At 66.2% G+C, this 17,834-nt stretch carries 13 protein-coding genes; 7 read left to right on the top strand and 6 right to left on the bottom strand.

The annotated features are described in order from the left end of the window. Nucleotides 1-2: 2 nt before the first annotated feature. The 4 genes from Q7I88_RS08905 to Q7I88_RS08920 are packed head-to-tail and all read right to left on the bottom strand — an operon-like array spanning nt 3 to nt 2,254. Nucleotides 3-455, bottom strand: a complete 453-nt coding sequence (locus Q7I88_RS08905) for a GNAT family N-acetyltransferase (protein WP_369426039.1) — start codon at nt 453-455, stop codon at nt 3-5. After that, on the bottom strand, nt 455-1,081 hold the full coding sequence (gene tsaB / locus Q7I88_RS08910; protein ID WP_305095570.1) for a tRNA (adenosine(37)-N6)-threonylcarbamoyltransferase complex dimerization subunit type 1 TsaB: 627 nt from the start codon (nt 1,079-1,081) through the stop codon (nt 455-457). The genes Q7I88_RS08905 and tsaB overlap by 1 nt, the downstream gene beginning before the upstream one ends. Nucleotides 1,082-1,088: 7 nt before the next feature. After that, nucleotides 1,089-1,682 carry a malonic semialdehyde reductase gene (locus Q7I88_RS08915; protein WP_305095571.1) on the bottom strand — a complete coding sequence of 198 codons (594 nt, stop codon included), beginning with the start codon at nt 1,680-1,682 and terminating at the stop codon, nt 1,089-1,091. After that, on the bottom strand, nt 1,682-2,254 hold the full coding sequence (locus Q7I88_RS08920; RefSeq protein WP_305095572.1) for a NifU family protein: 573 nt from the start codon (nt 2,252-2,254) through the stop codon (nt 1,682-1,684). Before Q7I88_RS08920 ends, Q7I88_RS08915 begins: the two co-directional genes overlap by 1 nt. 92 nt (nt 2,255-2,346) lie before the next feature. Here Q7I88_RS08920 and Q7I88_RS08925 point away from each other — a divergent pair, with 92 nt between their 5' ends. From Q7I88_RS08925 to Q7I88_RS08955, 7 genes are all read left to right on the top strand, one after another. Then, nucleotides 2,347-5,262, top strand: a complete 2,916-nt coding sequence (locus tag Q7I88_RS08925) for a M16 family metallopeptidase (RefSeq protein ID WP_305095573.1) — start codon at nt 2,347-2,349, stop codon at nt 5,260-5,262. Between the two features lie 100 nt (nt 5,263-5,362). Then, nucleotides 5,363-6,736: a class II 3-deoxy-7-phosphoheptulonate synthase gene (locus Q7I88_RS08930; RefSeq protein ID WP_305095574.1), complete on the top strand. Its 1,374-nt coding sequence runs from the start codon at nt 5,363-5,365 to the stop codon at nt 6,734-6,736. Nucleotides 6,737-6,825: 89 nt separating this feature from the next. Next, nucleotides 6,826-8,637, top strand: coding sequence for a sensor domain-containing diguanylate cyclase (locus Q7I88_RS08935; RefSeq protein WP_305095575.1), 1,812 nt, complete (start codon nt 6,826-6,828; stop codon nt 8,635-8,637). A 91-nt stretch (nt 8,638-8,728) separates the two neighbouring features. Then, nucleotides 8,729-9,970, top strand: coding sequence for an ergothioneine biosynthesis protein EgtB (egtB, locus tag Q7I88_RS08940; RefSeq protein ID WP_305095576.1), 1,242 nt, complete (start codon nt 8,729-8,731; stop codon nt 9,968-9,970). Beyond that, nucleotides 9,970-10,959 (top strand): L-histidine N(alpha)-methyltransferase, encoded by a 990-nt coding sequence (egtD, locus tag Q7I88_RS08945; protein WP_305095577.1) that lies wholly within the window; start codon nt 9,970-9,972, stop codon nt 10,957-10,959. Before egtB ends, egtD begins: the two co-directional genes overlap by 1 nt. Before the next feature lie 45 nt (nt 10,960-11,004). Continuing rightward, nucleotides 11,005-11,679 (top strand): retropepsin-like aspartic protease family protein, encoded by a 675-nt coding sequence (locus Q7I88_RS08950; protein ID WP_305095578.1) that lies wholly within the window; start codon nt 11,005-11,007, stop codon nt 11,677-11,679. A gap of 60 nt (nt 11,680-11,739) precedes the next feature. Then, complete coding sequence (locus Q7I88_RS08955) at nt 11,740-13,110, top strand: MFS transporter (protein ID WP_305095579.1); 1,371 nt, start codon at nt 11,740-11,742, stop codon at nt 13,108-13,110. A gap of 62 nt (nt 13,111-13,172) precedes the next feature. Here Q7I88_RS08955 and Q7I88_RS08960 read toward each other — a convergent pair whose 3' ends face one another. Continuing rightward, a complete protein-coding gene (locus Q7I88_RS08960; protein ID WP_305095580.1) occupies nt 13,173-14,606 on the bottom strand; it encodes a sulfatase-like hydrolase/transferase in 1,434 nt (477 codons plus the stop codon). Nucleotides 14,607-14,693: 87 nt separating this feature from the next. Beyond that, a complete protein-coding gene (locus tag Q7I88_RS08965; RefSeq protein WP_305095581.1) occupies nt 14,694-17,783 on the bottom strand; it encodes a TonB-dependent receptor domain-containing protein in 3,090 nt (1,029 codons plus the stop codon). Nucleotides 17,784-17,834 lie beyond the last annotated feature (51 nt).

Here is a 17,834-nt window from a genome sequence, read left to right on the forward strand (position 1 = left end):
ATTCAGATCGAACAGGCGTAGGTGATTGCATCGAGCGGACCGTTACGCGCACCGCGATAGTAATCGCGGCGACGACCGACGGGCTCGAAGCCGAATTTCGCATAGAGAATTTGCGCCGGGTTGCCGTCGCGCATCTCAAGACACAGCCGCGTCGTACCCCGCCCTCGGGCCTCTTCAAGCAGACGTTGCATCAGCGTCCGGCCGATGCCGCGGCGCCTGGCTTGCGGATGGACCGCTATGAGCAAGAGTTCCTCCTCGCCAGCAGCTCCGCGCGTCATCAGGAAGCCGGCTGCGGGTTCGCCATCGCGCGGCTGGGCGCCATCGGCGCCAGCGAGCAGGTAATAGGTGTTCGGCAGGGCCAGCGCGTCACCGACCTGCCGCCGGGTCCAGGCCTCGGCGAATTGCGGGTCGAAGGCTGCCTCCATGACCGCCATGATCCGGTCGAGATCGTCCATCACCGCCGCTCCCCCGGCAGCGCTGCATCCGGCGGCCGGCCGTAGATCGGCCCGAGGTCGGCGGTCAGGTGGGCAGGATCGAGCAAGCCGAGCGAACGGGCATCGGGCAGCAGGGCGATCGCTTTACCGTCAGCCCCCGCCAGGGCAGCGAGTTCGGCAGCCTTGCTGCCGACGATGCTGGCGTGGCGGGAGGCCCGGCACGCCGCTGCGGGCGCGAGCGATTGCGCGGCATCCTGCGCTTTTCCCTCGGCGCTGAAGTTCTGCACGAACCATTCGCCGTGTCCGCCGTTCATGCACACCGTTACGGGTCCCGGTTGCTCGGCGATTGCCTGCGCGGCGACGAGTGCGAGGGTCGGATAGCCGCGCACGTCGGCGCCCCAGGCGAGACCGAGCGCGCGGCCCACGGCAAGGCCGATGCGGACCCCGGTGAAGCTGCCCGGGCCCAGCGAGATCAGGACGCGATCGGCGCGCCCCTTGTCCGGCAGTTCGGCGATCATCGGCACCAATCGCTCGGCATGGCCCCGGTAGATCACCTCGCAGGCGCCGGCGACCAGCGCGCCGCCTTCGAACAGCGCCGCGGAACAGGCTTCGGTCGCGCAGTCTATGCCAAGGACTCGCCCCGCCATCGGCGTGTCAGACGACGCGGTTGAAGATGTCGAACTCGGGCCGCGGGCTGCGCCCGAAGATACTAGCCTCGTCGCCGTGCCCGATGGCGCAGATGAAATTGCTGCGCTGGCGCGGCTCGTCGGCGAAGAAAGCCTTGTCGACCGCCGCGTTGTCGAAGCCCGACATCGGTCCGCAGTCGAGCCCGAGAGCGCGTGCGGCGAGCATCAGATAGGCGCCCTGCAGCGAGGAGTTGCGGAACGCCTGGGTCCGGCGCGCTTCCTCGTCGCCATCGAACCAGCTCTTCGCATCGGTATGCGGGAAAAGCCACGGCAGCTCTTCGTGGAAGTCGATGTCGTAGCCGATGATCGCCACGACGGGAGCAGCGAGGATCTTGGCCTTGTTCCCCTCGATGGCGCAGTCCGCCAGCTTCTGCTTCGCCTCGTCCGACTTGCACCAGACGATCCGCCCGGGTTGCATGTTGGCCGAAGTCGGGCCCATCTTCATGAGTTCGTAGATCGCCCGAATCTCGTCGTCCGAGACGCCTTTATCGATCCAGCCGTTGTAACTGCGCGCCTCGCGAAACAGCGTGTCGAGCGCGCCTTCGCAGAGCGGCTTGCCCATCAGGCGGCCCTCACTTCGCTGACCTCCGGCACATAGTGCTTGAGCAGCCCCTCGATGCCGTGCTTGAGGGTCGCGGTCGAGCTGGGGCAGCCCGAGCAGGCACCCTGCATCTGCAGGAACACGACGCCGTTCTGGAAGCCGCGGTACTGGATGTCGCCGCCGTCGCCGGCCACGGCCGGGCGGACGCGGGTTTCGATCAGGTCCTTGATCTGGGCAATGATTTCGGCATCCGCCGGATCGTCGGCGACCTCGGGCTCGGCGGGCACGCTGATCGCAGCGGCGTCGCCGCCACGGAACAGCGGCGCTTCCGACACGAAATGGTCGAGCAGGATCGCGACCACCTGCGGTTTGAGCGCCGTCCACTCGGCGCCCGGCGCCGCGGTGACCGAGACGAAATCGGCCCCGTAGAACACGCCGGTCACTTCGCCGCTTTCGAACAGGGCTTCGGCCAAAGGCGAGGCCTCGGCCTCCTCGGGCGTCGTGAAATCGCGCGTCCCGCTGGCCATGACCCGGCGGCCGGGGAGGAATTTGAGCGTTGCCGGGTTGGGCGTCGTTTCGGTCTCTATGAACATGCCCTGCGATGTAGGCATCGCGGCCCCCGGGGGCAAGCAAGGGTCGCGATATTCACTGTCCCTTCATCGCCCGTGCCGATATGGCGGCGGCGATGACTTTCCTCTCGCGCGCAATCCGCGCCCTTGCCTTCCTCCCCGCTTTCGCCTCGCTGCCCCTCGCGGCGCAGGACGTGGCGGCGCCGCCGGCCGCATCGGCAAATGCGCTGCCCGAGCCGAAGTATCTGGCGCCCGACGACCCGTGGATCTACCGCGGCACCGACATTCCGGTCGATCCGGAGTGGCAGTTCGGCGAGATGCCCAACGGGCTGCGTTACGCGGTACGCGAGAACGGCGTACCGCCGGGCCAGGTCTCGATCCGCGTGCGCATCGGCGCCGGTTCGCTTTACGAACGCAAGGGCGAGGCCGGTTTTGCCCACCTCCTCGAGCATCTGACCTACCGCGAATCGAAGTACCTCGGTTTCGGTCAGGCAATCCCGACTTTCCAGCGCTGGGGCGCCGCGTTCGGCAGCGACACCAACGCCGAGACCACCCCGACGCACACGGTGTACAAGCTAACCTTGCCCAATGCGCAGCCCGATACGCTGCGCGAGGCGGTGCGCCTGCTTTCGGGAATGATCCGCGAACCGGTCCTCTCGAAGGCCGATCTGGCCGCCGATGTGCCGATCGTCCTGGCCGAGCGGCGCGACCGTGTCGGGCCCGACCTGCGCATCGCCGACGCGAGCCGCGAGACGTTCTTCAAGGGCCTGCGCCTGGCCGATCACGCCGTGATCGGGACCGTCGCGGACCTGCAGGGCGCCACCCCGAAGGCGGTGCGCGCATTCCACCAGCGTTGGTACCGGCCCGACAACACCACGATTTCCGCGGTGGGGGATGTCGATCCCAAAGTGCTCGCAAGGCTCATCGAGGAGTATTTCGGCGACTGGCAGAACCAGGGCGAGAAGGCCTCGCGGCCCGATTTCGGCACGCCGCAGGCGCCGGCGGCCGCGGACCCAGCCAATCCGGTCGGCCAGACCACCGTGATGGTCGAGCCCGGCCAGCCGCGCTCGATGACCTACGCCTACATGCGGCCCTACGTCCAGGTGACCGACAACATGGAGCTGAATCGCAACCGGCTGATCGACGCGGTGGGCGAGGCGATCATCAACCGGCGGCTGGAAACGCGGGCGCGCAACGGCGGCAAGTATCTGTACGCGGCGGTCGACCACCAGGACATCAGCCACTCGGCCTCGGCCACGTTCGTCAGTTTCGCCCCGCTCGATGCCGACTGGCAGGGCGCCCTGGCCGACGTGCGCTCGGTCATTGCCGATGCCCTGGCCACGCCGCCCTCGCAGGAAGAAATCGACCGCGAGGTGGCCGGGCTCGATGTTTCCTTCACCAACCAGGTCGAACAGAGCACGATCCAGGCCGGATCGCAGCTTGCCGACGACATCGTCCAGGCGGTCGATATCGGCGAGGCGGTCGGAACCCCCGACTTGTTCCTCAAGGTGTTCCGCCAGTCGCAGGACCGGTTCACGCCGCAGGCGGTGTTCGACCACACGCGCAAGCTGTTCGATGCGAATGTCATCCGGGCGTTCTACGTGACCCCCGACGCGGGCGAGGCGAGCGACGAACAGCTGGGCGCGGCGCTGCGGGAGATGTCCGATGCCGACGGGAGCGCCCGGCTCGAAGGCAAGGCGCTTTCGTTCGCCGACCTGCCGCCGATCGGCGAAGCGAAGGACCCGGTCGCGACGAAGCCGCTCGGAATCTACGAAATCAAGCAGCTCGACTATGCCAACGGGGTCAAGGCGATGGTCTGGAACAGCGGCAACGAACCGGGACGCGTCACCGTGCGGGTCCGCTTCGGCAGCGGCTGGCGAGGCTTTACCGGCGACACCGCGGTCTATGCCCATCTCGGCGAGATGGCGCTGGTCAGCGCGGGCGAGGGGATGCTCGGGCAGGAGGAGCTCGAGCGCGTCACCGCCGGGCGCAAGATGAGCTTCGATTTCCACATCGAAAACGGCGCTTTCGTTTTCGAAGGCCTCACCCGCCAGGCCGACCTGGCCGACCAGCTCTACCTCTTCGCCGAAAAGCTGGCGCATCCGCGCTGGGATAAGCAGCCGATCGAACGCGCACTGGCCTCGGCGAAGCTCGCCTACGACAGCTACGATCTCGCCCCCGGTTCCGTGCTCAACCGCGATCTCGAATACCTGCTCAGCAACAGCGATCCGCGTTTCGCGACGCCCGGACCCGCGGCGCTCGACAAGGCCACCGCCGCGGGCATGCAGGCGGCCTGGGAGCCGCTGCTCAAGCAGGGCCCGATCGAAGTCGACGTGTTCGGCGATGTCGACGTCGCAGCCGCGACTGCAGCGATTTCGAAGACCTTTGGCGCGCTGCCGCCGCGCGAACCTCTTCCGGCTTCGGTGCTCGCCCGGTCCGTCGATTTTCCGACGGGCGGCGGCGCCCCGGTCGTGCTGCGTCACGGCGGGGACCCCGAGCAAGCCGCGGCGGTCATCGCCTGGCCGACCGGCGGCGGTTCGGCCGCCCTGCCGGAAAGCCGCAAGATCGATCTGCTGGCGCGCATCTTCTCCAACCGGATGATCGACGCGCTGCGTGAAAAGGCCGGGTCGAGCTATTCGCCGCAGGTCGTTTCGGACTGGCCGACCGACGTGCCGGGCGGCGGCCGGATCATTGCGCTTGCACAGCTGCAACCGGGCCAGGTCCAGCCCTTCTTCACCACGGCCAAAACGATCGCCGCCGACCTGGCGCGGAACGGGCCGAGCGACGAAGACTTGCGCCGGGCGGCCGAGCCGATGGCGCAGATGATCACCCGCCTGCAGACCGGGCACACTTTCTGGCTCAACCAGCTCCAGGGGGCGACGACCGATCCCAATCTGGTCGCCAACCTGCGTTCGCTGTTGCGCGACTACACCCAAACTCCGAAAGAGGAGTTGGAGACCCTCGCCCAGAAGTATCTTCTTCCGGACAAGGCCTTCGAGGTCGCCGTCCTCCCCCGTGAAAAGATCCGCTGACGGGAGGATTCCTCTCGAATCGATACCAGATGTAACCTTTGCAATGGCCCGGAGCAGGGCGTAAACGCGCCGCCTTTACGCAAGGGCATTGGAATTCGACGTGACACAGAATTGGACTCCCGACGGCTGGAAGGCGTGCGAAGCGAAGCACCTTCCCGTCTACGAGGACCCGGCGGCACTGGCGCGGACAGAACAAGTCCTGGCCGAATTCCCGCCGCTGGTCTTCGCGGGAGAGGCGCGTGCGCTCAAGGCGCAACTGGCCGAGGTCAGCGCCGGGCACGGATTCCTGCTGCAGGGCGGCGACTGCGCCGAGAGCTTCGCCGAGTTCCATGCCAACAACATCCGCGATACCTTCCGCGTACTGCTGCAGATGGCGGTCGTCCTGACCTTTGCCAGCAAGCGGCCGGTCGTGAAAGTCGGACGCATGGCGGGGCAATTCGCCAAGCCGCGCAGTTCGCCGACCGAGACCCAGGGCGATCTGACCCTGCCGAGCTACCTCGGTGACAACGTCAACGGCATCGATTTCACGCCCGAAGCACGGGTCAACGATCCGCAGCGGATGATCCGCGCCTACTCGCAGGCCGCTGCCACCCTCAACTTGCTCCGCGCCTTCGCTACCGGCGGTTACGCCAACTTGCGCCAGGTGCACCAGTGGACGCTCGATTTCATGGGGCGCAGCCCCTGGGCCGCCAAGTTCGCCGAGACCGCCGACCGGATCGGCGAGGCGCTCGACTTCATGGAAGCCTGCGGGATCGATCCCGCCACTGTGCCCCAGCTCAAGAGCACCGACTTCTACACCAGCCACGAAGCGCTGCTGCTGCCTTACGAGCAGGCGCTGACGCGGCAGGATTCACTGACCGGCAAGTGGTACGACACCAGTGCGCACATGCTGTGGATCGGCGACCGCACCCGCTTCGAGGGCAGCGCGCACGTCGAATACTTGCGCGGCGTCGGCAATCCGATCGGCATGAAGTGCGGCCCCTCGCTCGAGCCCGATGCGCTGCTGCGCCTGCTCGACACGCTCAATCCGGCGCGCGAGGCGGGACGGATGACGCTGATCAGCCGCTTCGGCCACGACAAGGTCGAAGCGGGCCTGCCGCGGCTGATCCGCGCCGTGCAGGCCGAGGGGCATCCGGTGCTGTGGAGCTGCGATCCAATGCACGGCAACGTCATCAAGGCGGACAGCGGCTACAAGACGCGGCCGTTCGATCGCATCCTGTCGGAAGTGAAGGGCTTCTTCGCAGTCCACCGCGCGGAAGGCACCCATGCCGGCGGCATCCATATCGAGATGACCGGCCAGGACGTGACCGAATGCACCGGCGGAGCCATTGCCATCACCGATGCCGGCCTCGCAGACCGCTACCACACCCATTGCGACCCCCGGCTCAATGCCGCGCAATCGCTGGAGCTGGCTTTCCTGCTGGCCGAAATGCTCAACCTCGAAGCCGGCATGGCGCAACGCAACGCCGCCTGAGCGCAATCTGAGGGATTATACGTAGGGGCCGAACAGCGGCCTCTAACCTCTTTCGTTCATACCTCCTCGCCAACTTGAGGAGGGAGCGGTTGGGACGGCTGCGTGACTGGCAAATGCCCATTACCGTCGGGCTCGTCTGGGCGGTCACGGCCTACTTTTCGCTCGCCCTGCGCAACAGCAGCGGGGGCGTGTTGCTGCTTTGGCTGCCCAGTGCGGTAGCGGTAGCCGCGCTGGCGGAGCAGCCGCGCAGCGATTGGCCGCGCATCCTTTTCGCCTTGTTCGCCGCCAACCTGCTGACGAGCCTGTTCACCAACATTCCGATCACCGCATCGATCGGCTTCGGGACCGCCCAGGTGGTAGAGGCGTGGACCTGCGTCAGTGTCGGCCGCCGCGTGCTTGGTCACCACCGGGCGCCGCAAAGCATTCGCCACCTGACCGGGATCTTCGCCGCGGCCCTTGTCGCCAGCGCGGTGAGCATGGTGGCGGCGATGCCGTTCCGGCTGCAGGGCGGATGGGAACAGCAGGTCTGGTGGTTCCTCGCCATGACGCTGGGCATGCTCGTGGGAACGCCGATCATTGTCTACCTGCGCAACCTGATCCGCGGCGGCGGGCTGCGGCGAGGGCCTACAGGGCGCGGCGGCCCGCTCGCTCTTGCGGTCGTCTTTGTCGTGTTCGGCCTGGCGAGCGCAGCGGTTCTTGCCGCCAACCACCCCTTCTTGGTTCCGCTCTTATTCTGCGCGCTTGTCTTCGCAGTCGTCAGCGCCGGACAGCGCGGGGCGGCCGTGGCCGTTTTCGCCTTTGCCGTCGCGGCGACGATCGGAACCCGCGCGGGGCTCGTCCCGCAGGCGATCTTCGGCCTCTCGCCGTTTTCCGGCGGTCTGCTTTTGCAAGGTTACATGCTGTTGATGTTGAGCATGTCGCTGCCGCTCGGTTCGACCTTGCTGGCCCGCGAAATGCTGGAGGCGAGGCTGCGCCAGGGCAACGAGGAGCTCAAGAGCAACCTCACGATCCTCAACCTCGCCAAAACACTCGCCGGGATCGGGCGCTGGCGGCTCGATTGCGTGACCGGAAAGCAGGACTGGTCGGAGCATATGCTCGCGCTCAACGGACTGTCGCCCTCCCTGGCGCCCGACCCGGGCAACGTGCGCGACCTGTTGCCCGATGGCGGCGAGGAGCTCTTCAGTCAGCTGGCGAACCACCGCGACAGCCGCATTCCGTACAGTTTCGAATACGCAGTGACCCTGGCCGGGGGCGACGAACGCATTCTCAAGATGAATGCCTACAACGAATTCGAAGGCGGTCGCCGCGTGGCGATCTTCGCCGTGGCCATGGATGTGACCGAGCAGCGCAAGCGTGAGCGCATGCTCGACCGCGAACGCGAAGTCGCAATCCGCCGCGCTGCCGAGGCGCGGCGACTGGCCAATACCGATGTCCTGACCGGCCTGGCCAATCGCCGCTGCGCGCTCGCCCGGCTCGACATCCTGCTACGCCGCAGCCTCCTCCAAGGCTCGCCGCTGACGGTGGTGCTGTTCGACATCGACCATTTCAAACATGTCAACGACGGCTTCGGTCACGCGGTCGGCGACGAGGTCCTGGTTCGCGTCGCCGAGCTGGCGCAGCGGCTGGTGCGATCCGACGACATGGTCGGAAGACTCGGCGGCGAGGAGTTCGTCTGGCTCCTGCCCGGAGTCAATTCAGCCGAAGGAGCTCGGCTGGCGGAACGCCTGCGCGATGCCATACACGGACAGAGCGGCGAGGGGGGACTGCCTCCGGTGACCATCAGTCTGGGCCTGGCGAGCCGGCGAGGCGACGAGGACGCCGAGGCAATCCTCGCCCGCGCCGACGCCGCGCTCTACGCCGCCAAGAACGGCGGCCGGAACCAGGTGCACCTCGCAGCGTAGTCTGCCAGCCGGGGGGTTTTCACCCTCGCGCCTTTAAATTGACTGCGCGAACGTCCAGTATGGGACAGGACTGCCGACAGCAGGAGGGACCATGCCCGAGGCCACAGTCCGTACCGCCGCTCCCGAGACCGCTGGACTCGCCGCAGGCTGGCGCGCCACCCGCGCCTTGTCCGAGGCGCTCGTCGCGCCGCTAAGCGAAGCCGACGCAACGATCCAGTCGATGGAAGATGCGAGCCCGGCCAAGTGGCATCTCGCGCACACCACCTGGTTCTGGGAAACCTTCCTCCTGCGCGACCACCTCCCCGGCTATCGCCTCTACGACGAGGACTGGGCCTTCCTGTTCAATTCCTATTACGAGGCCGAGGGCGAGCGCATCCTGCGCCGCCGCCGCGGCCTGCTGTCGCGGCCGACGCTGAGCGAAGTAATCGGCTGGCGCCACCACGTCGACGAGGCGATGGAGCGGCTGATCGACGATCCGGCCTGCGCCGATCTGCTCGAACTGGGCGTCGCCCACGAGCAGCAACACCAGGAACTTCTGCTGACCGACATCAAGCACGCGCTGTCGAAGAACCCGCTCGGCCCGGCGATGTGGCCGCACGGCGGGCGCGCTCCGGTCGAACGGTCGCAATCGGTGGATTGGTACGAGCATCCCGGCGGCATTGCCCTGGTGGGGCACGAGGGCGAGGGCTTCGCCTTCGACAACGAGGGCCCGCGTCACCGCGTGCTGCTAGAACCCTTTGCGCTGGCGGGGACTCTCGTCACTAATGCGGAGTGGGATGCATTCATCGCCGATGGCGGCTATTCCAGCGCCTCGTTGTGGTTGTCCGACGGCTGGGCCTGGGTTCAGCGGATGGGAATCGCCGCACCGCTCTACTGGCGGGGCAGCGAACAGTTCAGCCATTGTGGTTGGCACGAGCGCGATCCCGACGCCCCGGTGACGCACATCTCGTATTACGAGGCCGACGCCTTCGCCTCGTGGGCGGGGGCCCGGCTGCCGACCGAATTCGAATGGGAAGCCGTGGCGGCCCAGGGCCACGATCCCGCCGGCGGCAACCAGCTCGACACCGCCGAGGCGCCGTTGCCAGCGGGCAGCGCGTCGCTGTTCGGCGACTGCTGGCAGTTCACCCGCTCGGCTTACCTGCCCTATCCGCGTTTCAAGCCCGCCGCGGGCGCTGTCGGCGAATACAACGGCAAGTTCATGGCCGGCCAGTGGGTGCTCAAGGGCGCCAGCTGCGCTACCGTGCGCGGCCATTCCCGCGCCAGTTACCGCAACTTCTTCTACCCTCAGCAACGCTGGCAGTTCACCGGACTGCGGCTGGCCAAGGATATTTGATGGACCTGCAGAAGAACGGACTCGCGCTCGTCGATCTCGACAAGGAGGGAGTCGACAAGGCGTTTCGCGCCGACGTGCTCGCCGGACTGGCGCAGCCCCAGAAGGCGATTCCGGCGCGCTGGCTCTACGACGATGCCGGGTCGGAGCTGTTCGAGGACATCACCCAGCTGCCAGAATACTACCCGACACGCGCCGAGACCGAGATTCTGCGCGAACAGGGCGACGAGTTCCGCGAGCTGATCGGGGCCGGGCGCGCGGTGGTCGAGTTCGGATCGGGCTCGTCGCTCAAGACGCCGCTCTTGCTGCGGGCCATCGAACCGGCGGCCTATGTCCCGCTCGATATTTCCGGCGCCTTCCTGCGGGCGGCGGCGGCCGACCTCGCGGCGAAGTTTCCCGGCCTCCCGGTCTATCCGGTCGAGGCCGACTTCATGCGCGAGGTCGCGTTGCCCGATGCGGTTGCCGATATGCCCAAGCTCGGCTTCTTCCCCGGTTCGACGATCGGCAACATGGTTCCGCGCACCGCCGTCGACCTGCTCCGCTCGATGCGCGCAACGCTCGGCGCGGGCTCGCAATTGCTCATCGGAATGGATCTGATCAAGGACGCGCAAGTCCTCGAGGCGGCCTACGACGACGCGGCCGGAGTGACCGCCGAGTTCAACCTCAACCTTGCCCGGCGGATCAACCGCGAGCTGGCCGGCACGATTCCCACAGACAAGCTGCGCCATCGCGCCCGCTGGAACGACACCTTCGCCCGGGTCGAAATGCACCTCGAAGCCCTCGAACCGATCGAATTCGAGGTCTCCGGACGCGACTTCGCGATGGGCGAGGGGGAGACCATCCACACGGAGAACAGCCACAAGTTCTCGCACCGCAGCCAACACACGCTGCTGCTGGCGGGCGGCTGGACCCCGAAGCGGCGCTGGCTCGATTCCCAGGGCCGCTTCTCGCTCATCCTGGCCGACTGGACCGTGCCCCGCGGCGCGCCCTGATCGCGTGGTCTCGCAATGCAAGGGGAAGCGAACTACATTGCGAGCATGGATTTTGCGCCGATCTGGGACCAGCTTGCCGGGACGATCCGGGCTTTGCCCAAGTCCGGGCTGTTGCTCGCGGCGCTGGCGGCGATGATCATGGGCGTGCTCGGATCGCTGACCATGCGCCGCTTGCCGGCGCTCGGGCAAAGTCTCCGGATGGCCAGCACCTTGGGGCTGATGGGCGTCCTGGTCCTCGTCATCCTGCAAGTCTCGAGACTGGATCCGCGCTTCGACCTTGCCGTCCCCGAACTCGGCATGCCCGCGCAGGTGGTGGCCGGGGGCGAGACCCGCATTCCGCTCGCGCCCGACGGCCATTACTGGCTGCGCGGAGAGATCAACGGGGTGCCCGCAGCGTTCATGATCGATACTGGCGCCACGCTGATCGCCCTCTCGCAGGACACTGCTGACGCCGCCAGGCTCGAACCGAGCGTGGGCGGCTTTCCGATCCTGATGGATACCGCCAACGGTACGGTGCAGGCGGACATGACCACCATCGGCGAGCTACGGTTCGGCAATGTCGCGGCGCGCGGGCTCGATGCGATCATTGCGCCCGGTCTCGGCCCCACCAATGTCATCGGCATGAACCTGCTCAGCCGGCTCAAGTCGTGGCGCGTGGAGGACGGCGTCCTGATCCTGGTGCCGCATAATCCGCAGGACGAGGTGACTGCCGCCGATTGACGGAACGCCCGGCGCCATCCACTCTCCTTTTTGATACTGTCCAAAGGGAGAGGGACGATCATGGACCAGGCCAGCGCCCGGCAACGCTTCGACGTTGCCGCCTTCATCGACGACCGCAAGCTGAGCTGGCGCGAGTTCGCCATGCTCGCGGTCTGTTCGCTGGTTCTCTTCATCGACGGTTTCGACATGTACTTCTTCGGCAAGATCCTGCCGGCGATCGCGGCGGGACTGAATGCCCGGCCGGACCAGATGGACGTGGTGATCTTCTGGACCTACGTCGGCATGACCATCGGCGCGTTCCTGATGCCGCCGCTGGCCGACCGCATCGGCCGCCGCCCCGTCCTGGCGATCTGCGGGCTCGGATTCGGCATGCTGTCCATTGCCGGCGCTTATAGCGAAACCGTGACGCACATGGCGTGGGTCCGCGGGATTTCCGGGATCTTCTTTTCGGCCATGCTGCCGATCGGCCTCGCGCTCCTGTCGGAAATGACCCCGCGACGCTGGCGCGCCGCGTTCATGGCGATTGCGCTGGTGTGCTTTTCGGCGGGCAATGCGGCGAGCGGGATTATCGCGGCCTGGTTGCTCGACCTCTATGGCTGGCAGGTCGGCTTCTACGTCGGCGGCGCGCTCGGCTTCCTGGCGCTGCCGCTTCTTGCGATGATCCCCGAATCGCTTGCCTTCCGCGTGTCGCGCGATCCGGCGGATCCGCGCATCCCGGCAACGATCAATGCCATCGGCGCGAATCAGCCGGTGCAGGGCGGGGAGGCGTTCCACCTGGGCGATGCCGTGCGGCCGGAGCGCGATCTCGGCCCGCTCGCCCTGTTGCAGAAGCGTTACCTCGCGCAGACGCTGATCCTGTGGGGCACCTGCTTCCTCTCGCTCGGCAACATCGCGCTGCTGCAGAACTGGATGGCGACCTTCTTCCAGGAAATCGGCGGAATCCCGATTCAGGAGTTTGCGATCTCCGCGATGATCTCGTTCGCCGGCGGTGCGGTCGGTACGCTGATCATGGGCTTCCTGATGGACAGGATGAATCCCTACTGGCTGATCGCGGTGTTCTACTTCGTCGAGGCGGTTGCGCTCTACACGCTGGGCAGCGTCCCGTTCAGTTCGGGCATATTCCTCGGCGCCCTGATCATGTGGAACTTTACGCAGGTCGGCGGCCAGACCGGGCTCAACAACCTCGCCACCTTGAGCTACCCGCCGGAAATGCGATCGAGCGGGATCGGCTGGGCCGGGGGCTGGGGCCGCATTTCCGGCATGGCCATGGCGCCGTTCGCCGGGGCGATGGCGCTGCGAATGATGCTGCCGCTCGACACCATCATGGCGATCGTTGCCGGGATCGCGGTTGCCGTCGGATTCGGCGTGATCCTGCTCGGGATCGTGGCGCCGGTGCTATATCCGAAGAAGGGCGCGGCGGTTCCGCACTGAACAGGTCACCGGGCGGCGACGGGTGAGAACTCGTGGATCCCGCCCCCGCCCGGCTTCCCCCCTCAATCGTTCCAGCCGAAGTGATCGGCCAGTTCCCTCGGCGTAAAGCCGAAGCTCGAAACGCTCTTGTCGTAGGGGATCATATCCTTGTTCCAGGCCTCGAATTCGCCTTTCAGTTCGGCGAACTTGCCCGGCAGGCGCTTGGCGAGGTTGGCGCGCTCCTGCGGGTCGGCGACGATATCGAAGAGGTACTCGTTGCCGTTGATCGACAGGTACTTGTATTGCCCCCGCCGCGCAGCCTTCTGGTCCTTGTTCCAGAACCGCCAGAACAGCGGGCGCTCGGGCAACGTGCTTCCGGTGAGTGCATTGTGGATGTCGACCCCATCGGCGGGATAGGCCGGGTCCGGCGCTCCGCCGGCCGCGGCGAGAAAGGTCGGCAGGACGTCCATCGAGATGACCGGAACGTCGCTCTTGCTCCCCGGCGCGACCAGGCCCGGCCAACGCACGATGAAGGGGACGCGCAGGCCTCCCTCGAGCAGCTCGGTCTTGATGCCGTTGAACGGCCAGTTGTGGCTGTAACGCTCGCCGCCATTGTCGCTGGTGAAGACGACGACGGTGTCCTCCTCCATGCCCAGCTCGCGGAGCCGCGCCAGGATTCGTCCGACATTGCGGTCCATCGCCGTGACCATGCCGGCGTAGGTTTCCATGTCGCCGCCATCGTAGTCGGCAATGCCCAGCGCCTCACCCGAGCGCGCGGCGTCGATGCGCGCGGATTCGGCGCGTCCTTTCTCGTTGTCGGCTTCCCAGGGCCAATGGGCGGCGGTGAAGTGCAGGCTCAGCAGCCAGGGTTTGTCCTGCTCCTTTGCACGCGCTTCGAGATACTGGATCGAGCGGTCCGCCAGCAGATTGGTATAATATCCCATCTGCTCGATCCGCACGTCGTCGTCCCACAGGTCGGGGAAATTGCCGATCTTGTGGGTGTAGTAGTCGACCCCGCCGCCGCGGTTGCCCCAGAATTCGTCGTAGCCGCTCTGCAGCGGCCCGAACTTGGGCAGGCTGCCGAGGTGCCACTTTCCGACAAGCGCCGAGTGGTACCCCTGCTTCTTCAGCAGCGAGGGCAGGGTGGGGATCTCGGGCGGCAGGCCCCATTTCGGCCCGCCGAGCGGTTCCTCGAGACCGGCGCGCAAGCGGTACTGGTAACGCCCGGTGATCAGCCCCATGCGCGTGGCGCTGCACACCGCAGAGTTGGCATAGCCGTGCATGAATTGCATGCCCTGCGCGGCAAGGCTGTCGATTGCCGGGGTGGCGTATTCCTGACGGCCGTAACACGACAGGTCGGCCCAGCCGAAGTCGTCGGCCATGATGAACAGGAAATTCGGCTTGCGCGCCGGGTTGCGCGCCAGGCCGGGACCTGCGGCAGCCAGGGCCGCGGTCCCGAGCATGCCGCCTACGGCGCTGCGGCGGGTTATCCCCTTGCGGAGGGCGGTGTCGGTCATTCTAGCGTTTCCCTCTTGGAAATCCGGGGCGCGGATCGGCATTGCCGAGATTGCCGATCCGCGCAATTGAAGGCCGTGGCGTGGAGTTCAAAGCTTGACCTTGACGCCAAGGGTGAAGCGCCGCCCCAGGATATCGTAGAGGGACGTGTTGGTCGGAACGATCTGGCCCGGGAATGCGGCGTAGTAGCCCGTGATCCGCGGGTCCTGGTCCAACAGGTTCGAAACCGCGCCCCAAAGCTCGACGCCGGCGGCCCCGATATCGAACTGGTAGGCCAGCCGCAGATCCGCATAGAAGGTTGCCGGCACGTCGTTCTGTTCGATACCGATAACCCCGCCGACGACCCCGTCGCCTTCGGTCAGCGTGGTATCGACCTTCCCCCCGCCGACCACGCGGCCGGTGACGAAGAAGCTGAAGGGTCCGTTCGTGTAGTTGACGTTGGCCGTCGCCTTGAACCGGGTGTACGGCGTCGATAGGCCGCTCGACGGGCGCAGCCCGATCTGGCCGACGAGGTCGGTGGTGATCCCGGTGCTGTTGGTATCGGAGCGCTCGAGCAGCCAGGATGCGAAGGTGCGAATGCCAAGGTTTTCCTCACCTCCCCCGAAAAGCTTGACGGGGGTGCGATAGCCCAGCTCGACGTCGATGCCTTCGACCGCGGCCTGATCGACGTTCACATAGGCATCGCCGACGAGGATGATGTCCCCGGCCGAGTTGAGTGTGATCAGGTCGCAGAATTCCTGTGCGTTTTCGCCCAGGCAGCGATTGAGAACCTCCTGGAACCCGACGCGGCCGATCGCACCCTTGATCTTGATCTTGTACCAGTCGACCGCGAGCGAGAGCCCGTTCAGCCATGATGGCGAGTATACGCCGCCGATCGTGTAGGTATCGGCCTTTTCCGGCTTGATCGCGGGATTGCCGCCGGAGAACGAAGTCACCGAGAGCGATTCGATCACGTTCGGCGTGCGCGGATCGTCGAGACCCGTGGCCACGCCGCCCGTCCGGTCGAACCGTTCCGACAGGTTGCCCGCGCGGACGTCTCGCGAGTACGTCCCGCGCAGCCGCAGGTCGTCGAACACCGAGAAGTCGAGGCCGCCCTTGTAGGCCCAGATGCCGCCGGCGGCATCGTAATCGGCATAGCGGGCAGCCAGGTTGACTACCGCGCTGGTACCTTTGTGGTTATCGAAAAGCGGAACCAGCGTTTCGCCGAAAACCTCCCAGACCCTCGACGAGCCACGGATGTTCGACACCTTCGAAAACTGGAACCCGACCGTGTTGTTGCAGTCGGTATTGGCGTGGCGAAGGCCGCCCACAGCGCCCGAGCACAACACGGGGCGCCCGCTGACATGGTCCGAGGGCGGGTTGGTCTGGTCCTGCACCAGCTGCAGAATGCTGTCCTTGCGATACGAACCGCCGAGCGCCAGCGAGATCGGGCCGGCCCAGCCTTCGAAAAGGTTCCCGGCTGCTGAAAGTTCGGCATATTGCTGCTTGAACGTCGTGATGTTCCGCTTCGGCTCGCTGGTGGTGTAGCTATAGGTCTTGCCAAGGTCGTAGCCGGTGTCGGCGAAGAAGATGGGGGTGTCGATCTGGACACCCGGATCGTTGCCGGTCACGTAGTCGACCGCCTCCGACGATGCGTTGCCGCGTCCGAAGGGGTTGAGCGGCACGCAGCCCGGGAAGGCGGCCGCTCCATCGGCATAGAGCGAGACATTGCAGACGATGTTGCCGGTCGCCGGATCGACCACCGCGTCCAGCGCAGCGTGGATTCGGTCGACGCGGAACCCGTACTGGTCCCACACGCGGCGGCTGTGGCCGTACTGATAGAACCCGTCGACGCTCCAGCCGTTGAGCGGCCCGTCGTCGATTTTGTACTTGAAGCCGGCTGTGCCGACATTCTGGGTCGTCACGTCCTCGTAGTAGATGTTGCCGAAATCGGATGGATGACCGATCCGGCCCAGCCGGAACGAGGCAATCCCGTTCGCGTCCATGATCGCCTGGACATCGGCCGGGAGGAAGGCGTTGCCGCTATAGATCGTCGCCGTGGTGAAAACCGGTACCAGGTTGATCATCGCCGCCGGCGTTGCCGTCTGCACCTGGCCGTTCTGGCCGCGTGTGAACTGACCGAAGACGTTGAGATTCTCGGTCACATCGTAATCGGCATAGGCGAAGACCGAGTTGCGATCGGTTTCCGGCCAGATCGACTGATATTGGAACAGATCGTCGCCGTCGCCGCCGGACGTCCGCGCGCCGTATGCGCCGACGGTGCCGGTCGAGAAGGATCCCGGCGTAAAGTTGACGAGGTTGCCGTTGGCATCGAAAGCCTTGTTGGCCAGTGCGGTGCCGGGGGCGAAGATGATGCCGTCGAACGAGGCGTTCATCGAATGGACGTTCTCGTAGGTGCGATAGGTGTTCGTCGCCGGGTCGAGAATGGCCGCCTGGCCATTGTACCAGTTGCGGTCGGCATAGCCGCGAATTCCGTCCTGGTGGGCCAAGGTGCCTGAAATCAGGAAGTGGCCGCGGTCGCCGATGTTGGTGCCCCAGGACACCGACCCCTCATAGCTCTGGGCGTCGCCGCGCTGCGTGATGCCGCCCTGAAGGTCTACCTGGAATCCCGTGTAATCGGTGTCGAGGATGAAGTTGACCACGCCCGCGACCGCGTCCGTGCCATAGGCCGCCGAACCGCCGCCGGTGGTCGTTTCGACCGAGCGGATCATCGCTTCGGGGAACAGGTTGATGTCGACGCCGCCGAATGCCGACGACGAAGGGAAGCGGCGTCCGTTGAGGAGCGTGAGCGTGCGGTTCACGCCCAGCCCGCGCAAGTTGAGGTTGCCGGTGCCGCCGCGGACGAAGAAGTTCGAGTTGTTCGGCGTCTGGTTGCCGTAGAACTGCGGCAGGTTGCTGACGCTGGCGATGAGCGAGGTCGGGTTCATGGCCTCGAGCTCTTCTGCATCGACCACGGTGATCGGCACGGGCGAGGTCATCCCGTTGGTGATAAGGCGCGAACCGGTCACGATGATCGCCGACTGATCCGTGCTGGCGGATGCAGCTTCGTCGGCAGGTGTTGCAGCTTCGTCCTGCGCCAGTGCCGGGCTTGCGCCGAGAACGAGCGCGGCCGCGCTGGCTCCGCACGCAAGACTCTTGCGAACAGCGGACACACCTGCAGAATGTGCGAAGTACCTCATGTAATCCCCTCCCTGTGTAGGGACCGGGAAATCGGGGCAGAGAGGCCTTCA

It is taken from the genome of Croceibacterium aestuarii (genome assembly GCF_030657335.1).
Lineage (GTDB): Bacteria > Pseudomonadota > Alphaproteobacteria > Sphingomonadales > Sphingomonadaceae > Croceibacterium_B > Croceibacterium_B aestuarii.